This is a genomic window from Mitsuokella jalaludinii DSM 13811 (assembly GCF_000702905.1).
GTDB lineage: Bacteria > Bacillota > Negativicutes > Selenomonadales > Selenomonadaceae > Mitsuokella > Mitsuokella jalaludinii.
The window spans coordinates 35,258-54,743 of sequence record NZ_JNKR01000003.1; the positions used below are offsets into that span (position 1 = coordinate 35,258).

Genomic DNA, 19,486 nt, shown 5'->3' on the forward strand with positions numbered 1-19,486 from the left:
TTTTTATTTTATAGAGAAAGAGGGATGAATATGAGCAAACCAATCGTGGCGATTGTCGGCCGCCCGAACGTCGGCAAGTCCACGCTCTTCAATCAGATCGGCAAGAAGCGCGTCTCCATCGTCGACGACATGCCGGGCGTCACGCGCGACCGCATCTATCTCGACGCGGAGTGGCTCAACCAGCACTTCACGATGATCGACACCGGCGGCATCGAGTTCGATGAGAGCAACCACATCCTCAAGTCGATGCGCCAGCAGGCACAGCTGGCCATGGAGGAGGCCGACGTCATCCTGTTCCTCGTCGACGGCCGCTCCGGCCTGACGACGGCAGATGAAGAGGTCGCGCGCCTGCTGCGCAGCACGAAGAAGCCGGTCATCCTCGCGGTCAATAAGATTGACAGCCCGCAGCGCGCGATGGACGTCTACGAGTTCTACAATCTGGGCCTCGGCGATCCGATCCCCATCTCGGCATCGAATGCGATGAATCTCGGCGATCTGCTCGACGCAATCGTCGCGGCCTTCCCGAAGAAGGTCGAGGAGAGCAAGGATGAGGATGAGATCCGCATCGCCGTCATCGGCCGCCCGAATGTCGGCAAATCCTCCATCGTCAACGCGATCCTCGGCGAGGACCGCGTCATCGTCAGCGACGTGCCGGGCACGACGCGTGACGCCATCGACACGCACTTCACGAAGGACGGCATGAAGTTCACGCTGATCGACACGGCAGGCATGCGCCGCCGCGGCAAGATCGAGGAGGCCGTCGAGCGCTACAGTGTCATGCGCTCGCTGCGCGCCATCGACCGCGCCGATGTCGTGCTCATGATGATCAACGCCTTCGAGGGCATCACGGAGCAGGACAAGAAGATCGCGGGCTATGCACACGAGTCGGGCAAGGGCGTCGTCATCGTCGTCAACAAGTGGGATATCTACCCGGATAAGGACGATAAGTCGACGCTGCGCTTCACCGAGGAACTGCGCGACAAGCTCGGCTTCCTGCAGTACGCGCCGGTGCTCTATACCTCGGCTCTGACGGGCCAGCGCGTCGCGCGCGTGACGGACCTCGTGCGCTACGTGGCCGAGCAGCAGGCGATGCGCATCAAGACGAGCGTCCTCAACGAGCTCATCCGCGATGCCGTTTCCATCAACCCGCCGCCGATGCACCGCGGCCGCCAGCTCAAGATTCTCTTCATGACGCAGACGGACATCTGCCCCCCGAAGTTCATTATCTTCGTCAACGATCCGGAGCTCATGCACTTCTCGTATCTGCGCTTCATCGAGAACCGTCTGCGCGAGCAGTTCGGCTTTGAGGGTACGCCGCTGCGCCTCATCGTGCGCGCGCGCAAAGAGGAGGAGGATTACTGATGGCATCGGTCCTCCTCGTCTGCCTCGCGAGCTACCTTTTGGGCTCCATCCCGAACGGCCTCGTCTTCGGCAAGCTCATCTGGCACGTCGACCTGCGCGAGCACGGCAGCCACAACATCGGGGCGACGAATGCCTGGCGCACGCTCGGCAAGGGGCCGGGCTTCCTGATCTTCCTGCTCGACTTCCTCAAGGGCGCCCTTAGCGTCGGAATAGCGGAAGTGTTTGCGCCTCTGCCGCTCGTCATGGTCATCGCAGGCATCCTGGCCATCGTCGGCCACTCGTGCTCGCTCTTCCTGCACTTCAAGGGCGGCAAGGGCGTGGCGACGGGCCTCGGCGTCATCGCGATGCTCATGCCGCTGCCGAGCCTCATCGTCTTCCTCGTCTGGCTCGCCATCGTCATGGTCACGAAGTACGTCTCGCTCGGCTCGTGCATCGCGGCGGCACTCGTGCCGATCCTCTCGTATGCCTGGGGCTATCCGGGTGTCTACACGGCCTTCGGCGTGCTCGCAGCGGCCTTCATCATCATCCGCCACAAGGCCAATATCGTCCGCTTGATGAATGGCACCGAGAACAAGATCCACGCCGGTCACCGCGACTGACCTGAAAAGTGTCATGTGACCGTATCTAGTTTTGCTACAGATGTTTACAGCCTGCGCATGCAGGCTGTTTTTTTGCACAAAATGGTGAGAAAGTTAACATTTTGTGAAATCCATCCATATGATTTGGACAAATCCGGAAATTTCATTGGCATTTGTGCACATCTTATGGTATACTATCCTTTGTCAAAAGAATAGTATCCATTGGAGGCGTAATATATGAACAAGGAGAAAAGCGGATTCTTCCTCGTCCGCGAGGAGATCCTGCCAGAGGCAATCAAGAAGACCATCCGTGTCAAAGAGATGCTCAAGCGTGGCGATGCGCGCACGATCAACGAGGCCGTCGAGAAGATGGAACTCTCGCGCAGTGCCTACTACAAGTACAAGGACTATGTTTTCCCGTTCTACGAGGCGAGTCGCAACAAGATCGTCACGCTGACGCTGCTCCTTGAGCACAAGAAGGGCGTCCTCTCGAGCGTGCTCAACACGATCTCGGCAGACTCGGGCAGTGTCATGACGATCAACCAGGGCATCCCGCTGCAGGGTGTCGCCAATGCCACAGTCTCCATTGAGACGGCCAACCTCTCGGTCGATCTCGAAGCTCTGCTTGATAAGCTCCGTATGGTCGATGGCGTCAAGCGCCTCGAAGTCCTCGGACAGTCGTAAGGAAAGAAGGTGTGTCGGATGGAAAAAGTCATTAAAATCGGTTTGCTCGGGTCCGGTACGGTGGGCTCTGGTGTTATCCAGGTGCTCGAGATGAATCGGCCGCAGATTACGGAACGCGTCGGCACACCGATCGAGATCAAGACGGTGCTCGTGCGCGATGTCAAGAAGCCGCGCCCGCAGCTCGGGCATCTGCATCTCACAGACAAGATCGAGGATATCCTCGAGGATCCGGAGATCGATGTCGTCGTGGAGCTCATGGGCGGCATCCACCCCGCGCGTGAGTACATGCTGCGCGCGATGGAGGCAGGCAAGAGTGTCGTGACGGCCAACAAGGATGTCGTCGCACAGTTCGGCAAGGACATGTTCGCGATGGCAGAGGAAAAAGACGTCGACTTCCGCTTCGAGGCGAGCGTCGGCGGCGGCATCCCCATCATCACGCCGCTCAAGCAATGCCTGACGGCCAACCGCATCACGGAGATTCTCGGCATCGTCAACGGCACGACGAACTACATGCTGACAAAGATGACGGAGTGCGGTGCCGACTATGACACCGTCCTCAAGGAGGCACAGGCCAAGGGTTACGCCGAGGCGAACCCGTCAGCAGACGTCGACGGACTCGACGCGGCGCGCAAGGCGGCCATCCTCTCGTCGCTGGCGTTCAACACGCGCGTGCAGCTCGAGGATGTCTCGGTCGAGGGCATCACGAAGATCACGCCGGACGACATCGAGTACGCGAAGGACCTCGGCTATGTCATCAAGCTGCTGGCTGTCGGCAAGGATTCCGATGAGAACGGCGTCGATGTGCGCGTCCATCCGGTCTTCCTGCCGAAGACGCATCCACTGGCTTCGGTCAACGGCGTCTACAATGCCATCTTCGTGCGCGGCAACGCCATCGGCGAGGCGATGTTCTACGGCCAGGGCGCCGGCTCGCTGCCGACGGCCTCCGCTGTCATCTCCGACATCATCGACGTCGCGCGCGACATCCTCAACCGCACCTTCGGCCATGTTCGCTGCACGTGCTATGAGCAGAAGAAGCTCTGCCCGCTCGAGGCGACTTCTTCTTCCTACTACGTGCGCCTGCTCGTCGACGATAAGCCGGGCGTGCTCGGTGCCATCGCGACGGCTTTCGGCGATGCCGGCGTGAGCCTCAAGTCGGTCATCCAGACGCGCCGCAATGTCGTTGACCACGCGGAGATCGTCGCCATCACGCATCTCGTCGAGCACGAGCGCATCGAGAAGGCGCTGAAGACCCTGCGCGAGCTGCCTGTCGTCGATGAGGTCCGCAATGTGATCCGTGTCGAGAATGAAGAACGGGGGTAAGAGTATGGCAGAGAAATGTGTCCGCGTCCGTGTCCCTGGTACGAGCGCCAACTGCGGCCCAGGCTTTGACTGCCTCGGCCTCGCCTGCACGGTCTACAATGACCTGGAGCTGCGCCTGACGCGCGAGCCGGGCCTGTCCATCACGATGACGGGCGAGGGGGCGACGAACATCCCGTGCGACAATCGCAACATCGTCTGGCGGTCGGCGCAGTACCTCTTAGAGAAGGCCGGCAAGGACAAGGAATACCGCGGCGCCGTCATCCACATGGAGAACCGCGTGCCGCTCTCGCGCGGCCTCGGCAGCTCGGCGACGGCCATCGTCGCCGGATTGACGGCGGCGAATGCCCTGATCGGCAATCCCTTCAACCGCCGCGAGATCCTGCAGTTCGCGACGAACATCGAGGGTCATCCCGACAATGTGGCACCGGCCATTTTCGGCGGTTTTACCGTCAATGCGGTCACGAACGGCCGCGTCGACTGCTTCAGCTTCCTGCCGCGTTTCCGCATGAAGTTCGTCGTCGCTGTGCCGAATTTCCCGCTCTCAACGCGCATGGCCCGCAAGGTCCTGCCGACGGAAGTGCCGATGAAGGACGCCATCTTCAATATCGGCCGCGCCTCGATGCTTGTCGCCGCCCTGACGCGCGGCAATGAGCGCTACTTGCGGCTTGGCCTCGACGATGCCCTGCATCAGCCGTACCGCGCGGAGCTCATCCCGGGCATGTACGATGTCTTCAAGGCCGCGCGCCGAGCGGGCGCTGCCGGCGCGACGCTCAGCGGTGCCGGCCCGTGCCTCATCGCCTACGTGCTGGAGCGCCGCCATGCGGAGGAAGCTGTCGGCAAGGCCATGCTCGAGGCATTCCGCAAGCATGACGTCGATGCGCGCATCCTGACGCTCGACCTCGACACGCACGGTGCACAGATCCTGAAGTGAGGATAAGTGTATGACGGAAGAGGCATTTGCAGAGCTCCTGCGCGCAAATGGTGCGCGCGTCTTCATCGTCGGCGGCTGGGTGCGCGACGCTCTGCGCCACGTGCGGCCGCACGACAAGGACTACATGGTATCGGGCATTGCTGAGGCAGACTTCCAGCAGCTCTTCCCAGCGGCGCAGAAAGTCGGCCACGGGTTCCCGGTCTACCTCGTCTCCATCGACGGCTCTCTCTCGGAGGTCGCCTTCGCGCGCAAGGAGAAGAAGGAGGGGCGGGGCTACCGCGGCTTCCGCGTCTCGTACGACCCATCGGTCACGGTGGAGGAGGACCTCTACAGACGGGACACGACGATGAACAGCATGGCGCTGGAGCTCCCGGGAAAGCAGCTCATTGACCCGTACCACGGTGCCCAGGATGTGGCGGACAAGGTCATCCGCGCCGTCTCGCATCACTTCACCGAAGATCCTGTGCGCGCCCTGCGCGCAGCGCGCCAGGCAGCGGAGTTCGGCTTCTCCATCACGGAGGAGACAATCCGTTACATGAACGCCTGCCGCGCAGAGCTCCAGCATGAGCCGCAGGAGCGCATCGTCGCTGAATTGCGGCGCGCCCTGCAGTCGCCGAGGCCTTCGGTATTCTTCCGCGCGCTCGAGCAGGCGGATATCCTCGCCGTGACCTTTCCTGAACTCTCGCTGCTCATCGGCAAGACGCAGCCGCCCGAGTACCATCCCGAGGGTGATGCCTGGCAGCACACGATGCAGGTCGTCGACCGTGCTGCCGAGAGGACGCCAAATGTCGCCGCGCGCTTTGCCGCGCTCGTCCACGACATCGGCAAGGGCACGACGCCAAAGGAGATGGAGCCACATCACTATGGGCACGAACTGCGCGGGCTCGAACAGCTTGCCTCGTGGAACCGGCGCGTGACGCTGCCGAAGGACTGGTTGCGCGCGGGCCGCTTCCTCATTGAGCAGCACATGCGGGCGCCTCTTTTAGAGCGTCCCGGCAAGATTGCCGCACTGCTGCTGCTCGTCGACAAGCAGCGGCCTGTCCTTAGCCTTGCGGACTTCAACGCGGTCATCGAAGCCGATCATCAGAGCCTGCCCGACTACCTCGTGTACGGCGAGGCGCTGCTCGCAGCCATGCATGGCGTCAGCGGCAAGGATGCACCAAGTGGCCTTGCGGGCCGTGCCGTCGGACAGTGGCTCGCCGAGCGTCAGACTGCCGTTCTTGTGAAGGCACTCGCGGCTGTGCGTGCCCGGGCATGATATTGCAAGCAAAGAAGAAATCTTCCTGCTCAAGGCAGGAAGATTTCTTTTTTTCGCGAATCTATTATAAGTAGACGAACAATTAAAAGAAAATCCTGCGCAAGGGGGAATCTGTATGGCAATCATCATGCCCTATAAATCCGCCGCTCCGAAGATTGACGAGAGCGTATACTTGGCACCGACAGCCGTCGTTACCGGCGATGTCACGATTGAGGAGGGCACGAGCATCTGGTTCGGCGCCGTCGTCCGCGGTGACTTCCAGCCCATCAAGATCGGCAAGAACACGAACATCCAGGAGAATGCGACCATACACGTGATGCACGATCATCCGACGACGATTGGCGAGGGTGTCAGCATCGGGCACAATGCCGTCATCCACAGCAAGAGCATCGGCGACCACACGCTCATCGGCATGGGCTCCATCATCATGGGGGATACGGTCATCGGCGAGAACGTCGTCATCGGTGCCGGCACGATGATCGAGCAGGGTCGCAAGATCCCGTCGAACTCCCTGGTCTACGGGAATCCGGCGCAGATCATCCGCGGCCTGCGCGATGATGAGATCGAGGCACTGAAGGAATCTTCGCTGCGCTACCGCAAGGTGGCCGAGCACTACAAGGAAGCAGCAGAACGTCTCTAAAGCAGCTGCTGCAATCCGTCAATATCAGGAATAAGGGGATCATCAGAAATGGAAAAGACACTTGTACTAATCAAACCAGACGCATTCGCAAGACATCATGCAGGCGATATCATTAAACGATATGAGAGTGAGGGCTTCCGCATCCTGGCCATGAAGCTGCTGAAGATGGATGAGCGCCTGGCGTCCATCCACTATGCCGAGCATATCGGCCGTCCGTACTACAAGGACCTCGTTGGCTTCATGACATCGGGCCCGCTCATCGCGATGGTCCTCGAGGGCGAAGACGCGATTGCCCGCGTGCGCAAGATCAACGGCAAGACGAACCCGAAGGATGCCGAGGAAGGCACCATCCGCAAGGAATTCGCGACTTCTGGCCGCCGCAATGCCGTGCACGCCTCGGACAGCCCGGAGAGTGCGGCGCGCGAGATCGCGATCTTCTTCAATCAGACGGAAATCTACGATGGCACCTACCATGTGGAAGCCGATGATTGATAGATTGATCAATAATCAGTGCTAGGAGGGATTATCATGTCAATCACGACAAAGACAGGAGATAACGGCGAGACGAGCCTCTTGACAGGCGAGCGCGTCAAGAAGAGCGGTCTGCGCGTCGATACGTACGGCACGCTCGATGAAGTTGATTCGGCACTGGGCTTGGCACGCGCCTTTTCCGACAAGGACGATGTCGCCGAGCGCATCCTGAAGCTCCAGCGCAAGCTGCCCGCGCTCATGGCCGACTTTGCGAGCTGCGGCACGGAATCGCGCATCACGATGGAAGATGTCCGCGAGATCGAATCCTGGTGCGACGATGTGGAGTCGGACCTTCCCGAGGAGCACGCCTTCATCATCCCGGGCGGCTCGCAGAGCGGCGCCATGCTGGACCTCGCGCGCACGACGGCCCGTCGCGCTGAGCGCTGTGCTTGCCGTCTGGCCGAGGCAGAAGAAGTCGCTGCAAGCGACCGCATCTACCTCAACCGCCTCTCGGATTACTGCTACCTGCTCATGCGCCTCGAAGAGGACATCTACGAGGACGACTGAGCCTTCGAAGAAGAACCTGTGTCCCTGCCGACAACGGACAATCGTCCATTGTCGGCAGGGACATTTTTGCATGAGGACTCATGATTTCTTTTTTATCAGGCAGGAAAATTCTGACTTCTAGCGAATATAGAACACATAAGCAAAAATAGGAAGCACTAGGAGGGATTGCGATGAAATCTTACAAGAGTTCCAACCTGCGCAACGTTGCCGTCATCGGCCATGGCAAGACGGGCAAGACGAGCCTGCTCGATGCCTGCCTGTTCAATGCGGGTGCTGTCAAGCGCCTCGGCAGTGTGGAAGAGCACACGAGTGTGCTCGACTGCGAGCCGGAGGAAGAGAGCCGCGGCATGACGATCAACCTGAAGCTTGCCGCCTGCGAATGGCGTGACTATAAGATCAATTTCATCGATACGCCGGGCTATCCGGACTTCGTCGGCGAAGTCAAGGGCGCGCTGACGGCAGCGGACAGTGCCCTCATCGTGATCTCGGCCCCGTCTGGCATCGAGGTCGAGACGGAGAAGGCATGGCGCTATGCCGAGGAAGCGGAGCTGCCGCGCGCGTTCTTCATCAACAAGATGGACCGCGAGCACGCCGACTTCCAGCAAGTCGTCGAAGAGCTGCGCGTGCGCTTTGGCGCGGGTGTCGTGCCCGTGCAGTTGCCGATTGGCCAGGAAGCGGCCTTCCAGGGTGTCGTCGACCTCTTGGCCCTGCACATGAAGATCGTCACGCATGACGAGGAAGACCTCATCGCCGACATCCCGGAATACATCCAGGGCGACGTCGAGGAGGCGCGCCAGAAGCTCATCGAGTCTGTCGCGGAGTTCAACAACGAATTGCTCGAGAAGTACATCGAAGGTACGGAGATCACGGAGGTCGAAGTGGCGGCCGCTCTGATTGAGGGCATCCAGGCCGGCAAGATCTTCCCGGTCTTCTGCGGCTCGGCGAAGCAGAATATCGGCGTCAAGAAGCTCATGAACGGCATCGTCGAGTACCTGCCGACGCCGTACTTCCACGTCGCCATCGGCATGGATCCGCAGGACGGGGACCTCAAGGAGCGTCATACGGAGGATGCGTTCTCGGCACAGGTATTCAAGACGGTTGTCGACCCGTTCGTCGGCCGCATGAGTTACCTGCGCATCTTCTCTGGCACGATGAAGGGCGATGCCACTTACATGCATCCCAACAAGGAGAATGCGGAGCGCGTCGGTACGATCTTCTCCTTGCAGGGCAAGCGCCAGGAGCATCTGAATGCTGCGGAGGCCGGCGATATCGTCGCGACGACGAAGCTGCAGTCGGTCAGGACGGGCGATACGCTCTGCGATAGCGCCGACCCCATCGTCTACGAGGAGATCGCCTACCCGGCCCCGATGCTCGCGATGGCAGCTTCCGCCCACAAGAAGGGCGAGGAGGACAAGGTTTTCGGCGCGCTTGCCAAGCAGCAGGATGAAGACCCGACCATCGTCGTGGAGAAGAATCCGGAGACGCATGAGACAATCCTGCGCGGCATCGGCGAGGTTCACCTCGAGGTCCTGCGCGACAAGCTTCAGCGCAAGTTCGGCGTCGAGCTCGAACTGCATGAGCCGCGCGTCGCATACCGCGAGACAATCCGCAAGAGCGTCAAGGTGCAGGGCAAGCACAAGAAGCAGAGCGGCGGCCACGGCCAGTACGGCGATGTCTGGCTGGAGATCAGCCCGCAGGAGGCCGGCGCCGGCAATGCATTCACCGAGACAATCTTCGGTGGCAGTGTGCCGCGCCAGTACATCCCGGCCGTTGAGAAGGGCACGGCCGAGACGCTCTCTGGCGGCGTGCTGGCGGGCTACCCTGTCGTCGATGTCAAGGTCAACCTCTACGACGGCTCGTACCACACGGTCGACTCCTCGGAGGCAGCCTTCAAGACAGCGACGGCCCTCGCCATCCGCAAGGGCGTCATGGAGGCGAGCCCTATCCTGCTCGAGCCAATCGATGACATCCGCATCACCGCGCCGGAGTATTACATGGGCGATGTCATGGGACGCCTGAATTCCAAACGTGCGCGCATCCTCGGCATCGAGGGCAAGGGCAAGGACATGAGCGAGATCCATGCCGAGATCCCTGAGTCGCAGCTCTACCGTTTCGCGACGGAGCTTCGCTCCCTGACCCAGGGCCGCGGTAGCTACACGCTCGCCTTCGCCCGCTACGAGCCAGTCCCCGAGAAAAACGCAGAGGAGATCATCCGCGCCGCAAAGGACTGAGGCACCATGCAGCATGATGTGGTAGAATAGGATAGAGGGGAGCGCCCCGCTGACATGGGGAATCCATGCCAGTGGGGCGTTTCTATTGTAAGAATAAGTGATATTCTGTATATCATATAGAGAAGGGATGTGTTGTATTGGCCATTCGCATTCGCAGTTTGGACATCATCAAAGATATCATTCAGGCCTGGTGCCAGAGCAGGCTCTGGCAGCTCTGGACCATCGTGTCGGTCGCGCTCGTCACTATCGTTGCCTATGCGGCTAACGAGAATCAGGAAATCCCCTATGTGCAGTACGTCCTACTCGTCGTGTTCTGGGCGTACCCTGTCGGGATGTTCCGGAGCATCCGCCGGCTGAGCTTTTCGGTGAAGATGACGGCGTTCCTGCTCGCTTTCCTACTCGCAGGGGCGACCTGGTACTTCTTCAGTTTCACGACGTTCTACAACGGCGCGAAGTTCTCGAAAGCAGAGGAGGGGCTCGTCCTCTACAACAGCGTACAGAGCATCCTCTCGATGGATGCGCCGCAGGCTGAGAAAGACAAGTGCATCGACGACCTGCTGCGCCATCAGATCTGGCAGCTCGGGGACGGCAAGATTGCGAGCCGCGTGGGCATCACCATCCTGAAGAACGGCAAGGCCTACAAGAGCTGCCCCATCACGGAGGACTACACGCGCTATTATCACGTCGAGCGCATCCCGTACCTTGTGCGCTTCCGCGAGAAGTACCCGGGTGGCTACCCCGACGACGATGACAGCAAGTTTGTGCCGTTTGATGATTTCACAATCGGTTCCAACACATATTCCTTCTCGTACTCGTATGCGAACCGCCCGTATTGGAGCGATGGCTTCAGCCGGGCCATCCTCTTCTCCATCAACGACTGGAAGTCAGATACGAGCTTCATCCGCAAGAAGAACTACCAGCGCTCGTACGACTTTGCCATCTACTTCTACTGCTTCTTCACCGCGCTGATCTTTCTGTTCTACTACGGCGAGAAGCAGAATAAAGATAAGGCGGAGCTTGAACGACGGAGAAAGGAACTTGAACACAAAAATCAGGAGCTTAAGGAATCCAATAATAAATTGGAACGTTATAAGCTCGTCCACAACCAACTGGAGAAGGGCATCATCAAGACGACGCGGTACGACCCGGCGCAGACACTCCAGAACATGGAATTCTCCTGGCGTGATTTTGTGGAGCAGGAGCTCCACAGCGGCGGCCACAGTCTGCGCAATGAAGTGACGGGCCGCAAGGCATCGCAGGAGGAGACGGTGGCTTTCGAGAACCACCTCTACGAGGCCTTCATCCATCCGGCTGTCGAGCGCATCATCAAGCAGCTCTACGCGACGTCCGACATCATCACGACAGAGCCAGCGGTCTACGATACGGCAGAGCTGACGGAATTGCTCATTGCGCACTTCCAGAAGGACTGCCTGTCCGATGACCTCTCGCGCGAGCGCCTGACGATCACCTATGCGCGCGAGAACCTCGCTGGCCATCATGTCAACCTCAATGCGTGCCGCATCGAGAGCATCCTCGACAACCTCTCGTACAACACGGGGCAGGAGCTCGACCGTGTTCTCGAAGCGCTCGATGACTGCGATGACTTCGAGGGATATGATGCCTTCCACGCCGATGTGCAGCTGCAGTTCGCCGTGGTGTCGAAGGATGGGGCGGACTGGTACCGCATCCGCTATCGTGACAATGTCGCGGGCTTCCCCGCCACCATCGTCAACAAGATCTACCATGAACCGGTGCCGAGCTCGAAGGAAGAGGGACGCAAGGGCGAGGGAACGATGTACATCTCGCTGTTCGTCGACCTTCTCAATGGTCAGATAGAGGCCTACAACAGGGAATGGCCCGAGCGCCCGAGCGGCTCGGACCGCAAATATGCCGTGACCGATATCTACATCCCGCTCTGCCAGGCAGATGAAGCAGGACATGCAAGTCGTAAATCGTCTAAGACTTCTGCAGCAGTGTGATAAGGAGGAATTTTATGCTGATCATCATCGTAGACGATGAAAAGGAGCTCCACGAGAGCATGAAGCACATCATCGTAAAGAGATACCCCGAGGTGACCTTTGAGGATTACTACAGCCCGCGTGTCTTTTTAGACCGCCTGCGCAAGCGGCGCATCGCGCACACGGTTGGCGAGATTGCGCTGATCATCCTCGACAACCTATTCCAAGCAGGGCCGGGCGGCGAGACAGGCATCCAAGCACTGCCACGGATCCGCAAGCAGGCACCACAGACGCCCATCCTCTTCCTGACGGCGAATGACAATGCGGAGGAACTCGAGTCCATCACGCAGTATGACATGGTCCATTACCAGCACAAGCCGATGGAAGAGACGCAGTTCTACTTCAAGCTCAAGGAAATCCTGCGGGAGCGGTCGAAGACGCAGCTACTCGGTGTCAAGGAAGAGGAGATTCGCAACCTGCGCCATTCGCTGCAGAGCGAGAAGGACGACGATGTCAAGGCGCAGAAACTCTACGAAGCCTATGCGCCGGCAACGGAGCAAGCTGTTGCTTCGGCCGATGTCCACGAAGATTTAACGACGCTGGAGCGCACGCTCAAGGCGGACTATGAGAATCTCGACGCCAAGGCTATCAAGTTTCTGGCATCGGCAGATGTCCTTTTTCGCCACATCACGGACAAGGAGATGGACTATTCGCCCGTGGCCATCGGCTACGCGAAGGGCGTGGAGTACATCATGCTGAAGCTCTTCCGTCACAAGGGCCTTGTCGACAAGCAGACGAAAGTTATGATGGGCGAGATGGTCACACATGTTTACCGCGACAAGAACAGCTGGCCGCAGGGGTTCGTCAGGCTGATCTCTTCGGTCAAGGAAAAGCGCAACAGTGTGGCGCATACGAACGGCATCAGCCGCCAGGAGGTGGAATTCCTTCGCAAGCTGCTGTTTGAGACGCCATTAGGGGAGTATCGCAATCTGCTCGCCTACTTCTCGGAGGCGATGATCGCTTGAGAGACTTGTCAAGCAAAAGTACTTGCAGGGGTCCGTCATTTGTGGTAGAATACTTATATTGTGTTTGGGGGTCATCATGCCCCTGAGTATGAAGGAGGTGTAACACATGGCAAATGTTTGCGAGTTTTGTGCAAAAGGCGAGCTGTCCGGCAACAACGTCAGCCACTCCCACCTGAAGACGAAACGTTCCTGGAAGCCGAACATCCAGCGTGTCCGCGCTGTTGTTGACGGTGAGGTCAAACGTGTCAACGTCTGCACGCGCTGCCTGCGTTCTGGCAAGGTCCAGCGTGCCCTTTGATTTGCGCATAATATCAAAGCTGATATATCATAAATAGAGCAGATAAGAGAGAATCTTATCTGCTCTATTTATTTGCGTTCGAGAAGGCAAGGCGTCAAAAAGAGGGTATCTAACGCTTCACACAGCAGGCTGAAGTTGCGCTTATAGATACCCTCTTTTTGACTTACGTTAGTGAGAGGCAAGGCAAGGCGAGGCGTCAAAAAACAGGTGTCCAACGCTCCGCGCGGCAGGCCGAAGCTTCGCTTATGGACACCTGTTTTTTGACTTATGTGAGTGCAAGGTGAGGCGCCGAAAGCCATTATCCAACGCTCCGCGCAGCAGGCTGAAGCTTCGCTTATGGATAATGGCTTTTGGCTTAGGGAATCGCAGATGAGATGAGGTTATTCGGTCAGCGTTTCGAGTTCGTTGAGGCAGTCGGTGAATTTCTGGAAGGTGATCTGGAAGGGCTCGGGGGTGGTCATGTCGACGCCCGCACGCTGGAGAAGGGTGATGGAATAGTTGCTGCCGCCGCTGGCGAGGTAGTGGAGATAGGCTTTCTGGGCGGGCTCGCCTTTTGTGCGCAGGTTGTGGGAGAGGGTCATGGCGGCAGCGTAGCCTGTTGCGTACTGGTAGACGTAGAAGGGGCGGTAGAAGTGGGGGATGCGGCTCCATTCGGCGGCGAGCTCGGTATCGAGGACGACGTCTTCGCCGTAGTAGGTGCGGTTGAGCTTCATCCAGATGGATTCGAGTTTGTCGGCGGTCAGGGCCTCGCCTTTCTCGACGGCGGCGTGTGTCAGGAGTTCGAACTCAGCGAAGAGCATCTGGCGGAAGACTGTCGTGCGGATCTGCTCGAGGTAGAGGTTGAGATAGTAGAGGCGCTCGCGCCCTTTTGCATGCTGGAGCATGTACTCGAGCAGCAGGTTCTCGTTCGTCGTGGAGGCGACTTCGGCGCAGAAGATGGTGTATTCGGAGTTGACGAAGTCCTGCTCCTGGCTGCTGTACCAGCTGTGCATGGAGTGGCCCATCTCGTGGGCGAGGGTGCTCATGGATTCGTAGGTGTCGTTCCAGCTCATGAGCACGAAGGGATGGACGCCGTAGACGCCCCAGGAGTAGGCGCCGCTGCGCTTGCCCTGGTTCTCGCAGCGGTCGACCCAGCCTGACTCGAGGCCCTGGAAGAGGTCATGCTCATAGGTGCTGCCGAGCGGCGCGAGGGCTTCTTTGAGGATGGCTGTGGCTTGCTCGTAAGTGTAGGCGGCAGCTGGCTTTTCAATGACGGGCACGTAGAGGTCGTACATGTGGACCTTATCGAGCTTGAGCAGGCGCTTCTTGACCGCCATGTAGCGGTGGAGCGCGGGAAGGGCGGCGTGTGTCGCTTCGATGGCGCTGTCGTAGACGGAGAGCGGGATGTTGCTGACATCGAGCGCCGCTGCGCGCATCGTCTCGTAGTGGCGCATGGAGGCCGTGAACTGGCTGCTCTTGACGGAGGCGCTGTAGAGCGAGGCGAAGGTGTTGCGGAAGGCGTGGTACGTCTGGAAAAGCTTCGTGAACGCATCCTGGCGGACTTCTCGCTTCTCGCTGCGCAGGAAGTTCATATAGCGGCTCTCGGAGAGCGGCGTGAGCCTGCCGTCCTCTGAGAGTGTGTCAGGGAATTTGAGGTCGGCATTGGCCATGACGGTGTAGGTGTTGCGCGGAGCGCTGCGGAGCTCACCCGTGCGCGCGAGGAAGGCTTCCTGCTCCGGCGTCAGGATGTGCGCTTTCATGCGCAGCAGCTCCTGCAGGCGGAAACGGTATTTCGCAAGGCCGGGCAGGGCATCGGGCAGGCTCTTGAGCGTTTCCTCTGGCAGGGCCAGCAGCTCCGGTTCGATGAAGGCCGTCGCGGCGCCGGTCTGGTCGAGCAGCGGCATGACGCTTGCGGCATCGGCCTGATACTGTTGGTTGCCCGTGTCGGTGTCAGCCATCATGCGCGCCCAGGCAAAGACGGAAGAGAGCGTGATCTCCATCTCGTCCTGCTTCGTCAGGCAGTTGAGCAGCTGCTGCGGGTCCTTCAGCCTTCCGCGGAACGACTGGATATCATCGAGTTGTCCCGGTATGCTGTCGCGTGCGTCCTGCCAGTCTTCTCGTGTCGCATAGATGTCGGACAGATGCCATTTCTCTGTGGCAGGGCAGTCTTTTCGTGCGGGAATCGTCTTATTTGTCATATCGGTCATCCTTTCCTGGTTTGTTCATGTTTTCCTTGCGGGTGATGCTGCTGTCCCTATTATAGCATAGCCGGGCATGATTCTGTCATTTTGCGGATTTTTGGGGCGCATGCTACAATAGGGGACATAGAATGAGAAGAAGGGGAGCGTTGGATATCGTGAAAAACGGAGAGTGGAAAGAACGGGGACAGGAGGGCATCCTTTGGCTGGCAATCAACGCGAAGTACTCGCATACATCGCTGGCCGTGCGCTACCTGCGCGAATGCGTGCCAGGCTCGGAGATCTTGGAGCTCACGATCAACCATCAGCTGCTCGCGGCGCTCGGGGAGATCTATGAGCGGCGGCCGCGTGTCTTGGGCATTGCCTGCTACATCTGGAATATCGAGATGGTCAAGGACTTGCTGCGGCTCCTGCCGGCGGCGCTGCCCGATACCATCATCGTCTGCGGCGGCCCGGAGGTCTCATACGATACGGCAGCGTTTTTCAGGGAGTTCCCGATGGTCGACTTTGTCGTGCGCGGCGAGGGGGAGGAAGCTGTCGTGCAGCTCATTGAGCGGCTGCGCGCGGTGAAGCTCGATAAGGCGCGGGCTGCTGAGGTCAGCCGTCTGGTGAGTCTGCCGGGCGTCGCCATGCGTCGGGAGGACGGCAGCATCGACGAGAGCACGGCTGTGACCGTAGCGGATTTCTCACAGGTGCCCTTTGCTTACCGCGAGGCGGAGATGGAGCCCATCAAGGAACGCATTCTCTATTATGAGACATCGCGTGGCTGTCCGTTCTCCTGTGCTTACTGCCTGTCGTGTGCGACGGCCGGAGTGCGCTTTTTGCCGCTCGCGCGCGTCTTTGGCGAGCTCGATTTCTTCGTGCGCCACGACGTGCGTCAGGTCAAGTTTGTCGACCGGACGTTCAATGCCAAGAAGTCGCATTTCCTGCCCATCCTGCAGTACATCCTGGCCCTTCCTCAGACGGTGCGCACGAACTTTCACTTCGAGGTGGCCATCGATTACCTCGATGAAGACGTCCTAGAGACGCTGGCGCAGATGCCGCGCGGCCGCGTCCAGCTCGAGATCGGCATCCAGTCGACGAATGAGAAGACATTGCAGGCTGTCTCGCGCTGCAATCACTGGGAACAGATTGCCGCGCACATCCGGCGCATCCTCTCGTTCCACAACATGCACCTGCATGTCGACCTCATCATCGGCCTGCCGGGCGAGGGCATGGATTCGTTCGCGCGGTCGTTCAACGATGTCTACGAGCTGCACGCCGACATGCTGCAGCTCGGCTTCCTGAAGTTCCTCAAGGGCGCTTCGATGATGCAGCTCGTCGAGCCATACCGCTATGCGTACATGGCCATGGCACCGTACGAAGTGCTTCGGTCCGACGCCCTGACGTACGGAGAGATCCGCTGGTTCCACAGCTTCGAGGACGTCTTTGAGACGTACTACAATGCGGGCCGCTGCCGCCATACGGCCGACTTCTTGATAAAGGCGCAGGAGCACGGTGATGCCTTTGCGTTCTGGAAGCGCTTTACCGACTGGTGGGAGAATCATGGCTATCATAAGGTTGGCCATGCGACAAAAGACCTCTACGGCTTATTGCGCGATTTTGCAGGGGATGCGTATGGCACGGCGGCAGTTCTTCTCGACAACCTGCTGCGCTTTGATGCCCTGATGGCCGACGGCGGCCGCATCCGTCCCGTTTATCTCGACTGGGATATGGAAAAGCATCAAGATAAGACGGCACCCTTCTGGCGCAGCGAGAGGCCGCGCGCCTATCTGCCCGGCTTCGTCTTCGAGAACTGGCGTGCCGTGCGCGGCCGCTACCATATCGAGTTCTTTGCCTGCGATGTGCGAAAGGCTGCCGAAGGCATTGCCGAGCCGCGCGAGACGGTGTTGCTCTTCGACTTCACAGGCCCTGATGTGACATGCCAGGAAATCGTGCTATAATAGCTTTATCGTGCTATAATAGCTTTATTGATGAAAATAAGAGCGCAGCTGCAAGTGCCGCGCTGTAGAAATGAGGATGTGTGAACAATGAAATTAGCTGCAACTGATTTTGACGGGACGTTCGCGCCACACCGCCAGCCCGTCCCCGCGTCAAATATCGAAGCCGTCGCCAAGTGGCAGGCTGCTGGCAATAAATTCGGCATCTGCACGGGCAGGGGGCTGAGTCTCATCGAGTTCGAGCTGCGCAAGTACCCGGCGCTCCATCCCGACTACCTCGTCTGCAACAACGGTGCCGTCATCGTCAACGACAAGAGGGAGTTCCTGTCCAGCCTGTGTTTCGCGGAGACGCTCGTCAAGGGCATGCTCCGTCTGCCACTCATCCGCCAGACCAAGAACCCGATGCGATTGCTGACCGAGACGGATATGTATCTGCTCGATACCGGCTCGTCCATCGAGTTCGGCCTGGTCATCCCGATGGAGACGCTGACGTTTGAGCGCGCAGCGTCGATGGAGAAGGTCGTCCAGCTCAGCATGCGCTGCGGATCGGTGGAGGAGGCGGAAGCCGTGACGGCAGAAGTCGCGAAAGCCTTCCCAGAGGTCATCGGCAACATCAACCGCAACTACATTGACTTCAATCTCAAGGACGCCAACAAGCGCGACGGCCTGCGCCGCTTGCTGAAAGTGAGCGGCTGGCAGCCAGAAGAGACGCTCTTCATCGGCGACGACCAGAACGATCTGCCGGCGGTCAAATACTTTCACGGCTGCACCGTTGAAACGGCAGAGCCTTTCATGAAAGAAGCCGCTGTAGCTGTCTATCCTAGTGTAGGAGATATGCTGCTGGCCCATCTTTGATAACGGAGGGGCAGAAGTTGAACACCCGTCAAGCTCAGGCGGGAGGGATGCCTGAGCGCCTCTTACGCCAAGATGTCTGCAATAAAATAAAAAAGACTGTGCTGAAACACAGTCTTTTTTGTTGCCATTTGGTGAATCCTAGGATTACTTGTTGGCGTTAACGAGCTCCATGACACCAGCAGCGCTGCCCTCAGAACCGAGAACCTCTTTGATCTTGTGCTCAACGAGTTCCTTGATGTAGGAGCGGCCGTCAGCGCAGTACTGACGCGGGTCGAAGTGCTCCGGATGAGCGAAGAAGTGCTCGCGGATACCAGCCGTCATAGCGAGGCGCAGGTCGGAGTCGATGTTGATCTTGCAGACAGCGGATTTAGCAGCCTTGCGGAGCTGATCTTCCGGGATGCCTACAGCGTCATCGAGCTTGCCGCCGTTCTCGTTGATGATCTTGACGTACTTCGGGATGACGGAGGAAGCACCGTGCAGGACGATCGGGAACTCAGGGATCTTCTTCTCGATCTCAGCGAGGATGTCGAAGCGGAGCTCAGGCGGTACGAGAACGCCGTCAGCATTGCGCGTGCACTGCTCCGGTTTGAACTTGAATGCGCCATGGCTCGTGCCGATTGCGATAGCGAGGGAGTCAACGCCCGTCTCACGAACGAATTCCTCAACCTCTTCCGGCTGCGTGTAAGCTGCCTCGTGAGCAGCGACCTTTACATCATCTTCGATGCCGGCGAGTTTGCCGAGCTCAGCTTCGACAACGACGCCATGCTCATGTGCATAAGCAACGACTTCCTGCGTGCGCTTGATGTTCTCTTTGAACTCGTACTTGGAGCCATCGAACATTACGGACGTGAAGCCATCATCGATGCAGGCCTTGCAGGTCTCGAAATCCGGACCATGATCGAGGTGCAGAGCGATAGGAATATCGTTGACCTCGAGGGCTGCCTCGACGAGGTGACGGAGATACGGGCCCTTAGCGTACTTGCGTGCGCCAGCGGAAGCCTGGAGGATAACCGGGGAATTCAGCTCTGCAGCTGCTTCCGTGATACCCTGTACAATCTCCATGTTGTTGATGTTGAAAGCACCGATAGCGAAGCCGCCTTCGTAAGCTTTCTTGAACATTTCTTTCGTTCCAACTAATGGCATTTTTCATTACCCCCTAATGAAATCATGTTCACTTATACGAACTGACTT

The 19,486-nt window shown here is 58.8% G+C and carries 17 protein-coding genes; 15 read left to right on the forward strand and 2 right to left on the reverse strand.

The annotated features are described in order from the left end of the window. The first annotated feature begins 30 nt into the window (after positions 1–30). The 13 genes from der to rpmB all read left to right on the forward strand — a co-directional run bounded on the left by der (position 31) and on the right by rpmB (position 13,323). Complete coding sequence (gene der, locus T518_RS03405) at positions 31–1,362, forward strand: ribosome biogenesis GTPase Der (RefSeq protein WP_036375208.1); 1,332 nt, start codon at positions 31–33, stop codon at positions 1,360–1,362. Next, positions 1,362–1,961, forward strand: coding sequence for a glycerol-3-phosphate 1-O-acyltransferase PlsY (gene plsY / locus T518_RS03410; RefSeq protein WP_036375211.1), 600 nt, complete (start codon positions 1,362–1,364; stop codon positions 1,959–1,961). Before der ends, plsY begins: the two co-directional genes overlap by 1 nt. A gap of 216 nt (positions 1,962–2,177) precedes the next feature. Further along, positions 2,178–2,624: an ACT domain-containing protein gene (locus T518_RS03415; RefSeq protein ID WP_036375213.1), complete on the forward strand. Its 447-nt coding sequence runs from the start codon at positions 2,178–2,180 to the stop codon at positions 2,622–2,624. 18 nt (positions 2,625–2,642) lie between these two features. Next, positions 2,643–3,944 carry a homoserine dehydrogenase gene (locus T518_RS03420; RefSeq protein ID WP_036375215.1) on the forward strand — a complete coding sequence of 434 codons (1,302 nt, stop codon included), beginning with the start codon at positions 2,643–2,645 and terminating at the stop codon, positions 3,942–3,944. A gap of 4 nt (positions 3,945–3,948) precedes the next feature. Then, positions 3,949–4,875, forward strand: a complete 927-nt coding sequence (gene thrB / locus T518_RS03425) for a homoserine kinase (protein ID WP_036375219.1) — start codon at positions 3,949–3,951, stop codon at positions 4,873–4,875. A 10-nt stretch (positions 4,876–4,885) separates the two neighbouring features. Next, the gene (locus T518_RS03430) at positions 4,886–6,133 is read left to right on the forward strand and encodes a tRNA nucleotidyltransferase/poly(A) polymerase-related protein (protein WP_036375222.1); all 1,248 of its coding nucleotides are present in this window, start codon (positions 4,886–4,888) and stop codon (positions 6,131–6,133) included. A 115-nt stretch (positions 6,134–6,248) separates the two neighbouring features. Continuing rightward, positions 6,249–6,773, forward strand: coding sequence for a gamma carbonic anhydrase family protein (locus tag T518_RS03435; RefSeq protein WP_036375224.1), 525 nt, complete (start codon positions 6,249–6,251; stop codon positions 6,771–6,773). Positions 6,774–6,821: 48 nt separating this feature from the next. Then, positions 6,822–7,265 carry a nucleoside-diphosphate kinase gene (gene ndk / locus T518_RS03440; protein WP_036375227.1) on the forward strand — a complete coding sequence of 148 codons (444 nt, stop codon included), beginning with the start codon at positions 6,822–6,824 and terminating at the stop codon, positions 7,263–7,265. Positions 7,266–7,301: 36 nt separating this feature from the next. Beyond that, positions 7,302–7,811 (forward strand): cob(I)yrinic acid a,c-diamide adenosyltransferase, encoded by a 510-nt coding sequence (locus T518_RS03445; RefSeq protein ID WP_036375230.1) that lies wholly within the window; start codon positions 7,302–7,304, stop codon positions 7,809–7,811. Positions 7,812–7,981: 170 nt separating this feature from the next. Then, a complete protein-coding gene (gene fusA / locus T518_RS03450; RefSeq protein ID WP_036375233.1) occupies positions 7,982–10,042 on the forward strand; it encodes an elongation factor G in 2,061 nt (686 codons plus the stop codon). Positions 10,043–10,200: 158 nt separating this feature from the next. Beyond that, complete coding sequence (locus T518_RS03455; protein ID WP_036375236.1) at positions 10,201–12,021, forward strand: ATP-binding protein; 1,821 nt, start codon at positions 10,201–10,203, stop codon at positions 12,019–12,021. Between the two features lie 14 nt (positions 12,022–12,035). Further along, positions 12,036–13,025, forward strand: a complete 990-nt coding sequence (locus T518_RS03460; protein WP_036375238.1) for a response regulator — start codon at positions 12,036–12,038, stop codon at positions 13,023–13,025. A 106-nt stretch (positions 13,026–13,131) separates the two neighbouring features. Continuing rightward, positions 13,132–13,323, forward strand: coding sequence for a 50S ribosomal protein L28 (gene rpmB, locus T518_RS03465; protein WP_036375242.1), 192 nt, complete (start codon positions 13,132–13,134; stop codon positions 13,321–13,323). A gap of 380 nt (positions 13,324–13,703) precedes the next feature. Here rpmB and pepF read toward each other — a convergent pair whose 3' ends face one another. Beyond that, the gene (pepF, locus tag T518_RS03470; protein ID WP_248617148.1) at positions 13,704–15,500 is read right to left on the reverse strand and encodes an oligoendopeptidase F; all 1,797 of its coding nucleotides are present in this window, start codon (positions 15,498–15,500) and stop codon (positions 13,704–13,706) included. Between the two features lie 158 nt (positions 15,501–15,658). Between pepF and T518_RS03475 the strand changes: the two genes are divergently transcribed. Together T518_RS03475 and T518_RS03480 are read left to right on the forward strand one after the other, a co-directional pair. Continuing rightward, positions 15,659–17,443, forward strand: coding sequence for a B12-binding domain-containing radical SAM protein (locus T518_RS03475; RefSeq protein ID WP_244881928.1), 1,785 nt, complete (start codon positions 15,659–15,661; stop codon positions 17,441–17,443). An 87-nt stretch (positions 17,444–17,530) separates the two neighbouring features. Continuing rightward, positions 17,531–18,295 (forward strand): HAD family hydrolase, encoded by a 765-nt coding sequence (locus T518_RS03480; protein WP_036375248.1) that lies wholly within the window; start codon positions 17,531–17,533, stop codon positions 18,293–18,295. A gap of 144 nt (positions 18,296–18,439) precedes the next feature. Here T518_RS03480 and fba read toward each other — a convergent pair whose 3' ends face one another. Next, positions 18,440–19,438: a class II fructose-1,6-bisphosphate aldolase gene (gene fba / locus T518_RS03485; protein WP_036375251.1), complete on the reverse strand. Its 999-nt coding sequence runs from the start codon at positions 19,436–19,438 to the stop codon at positions 18,440–18,442. Between the last annotated feature and the right edge of the window lie 48 nt (positions 19,439–19,486).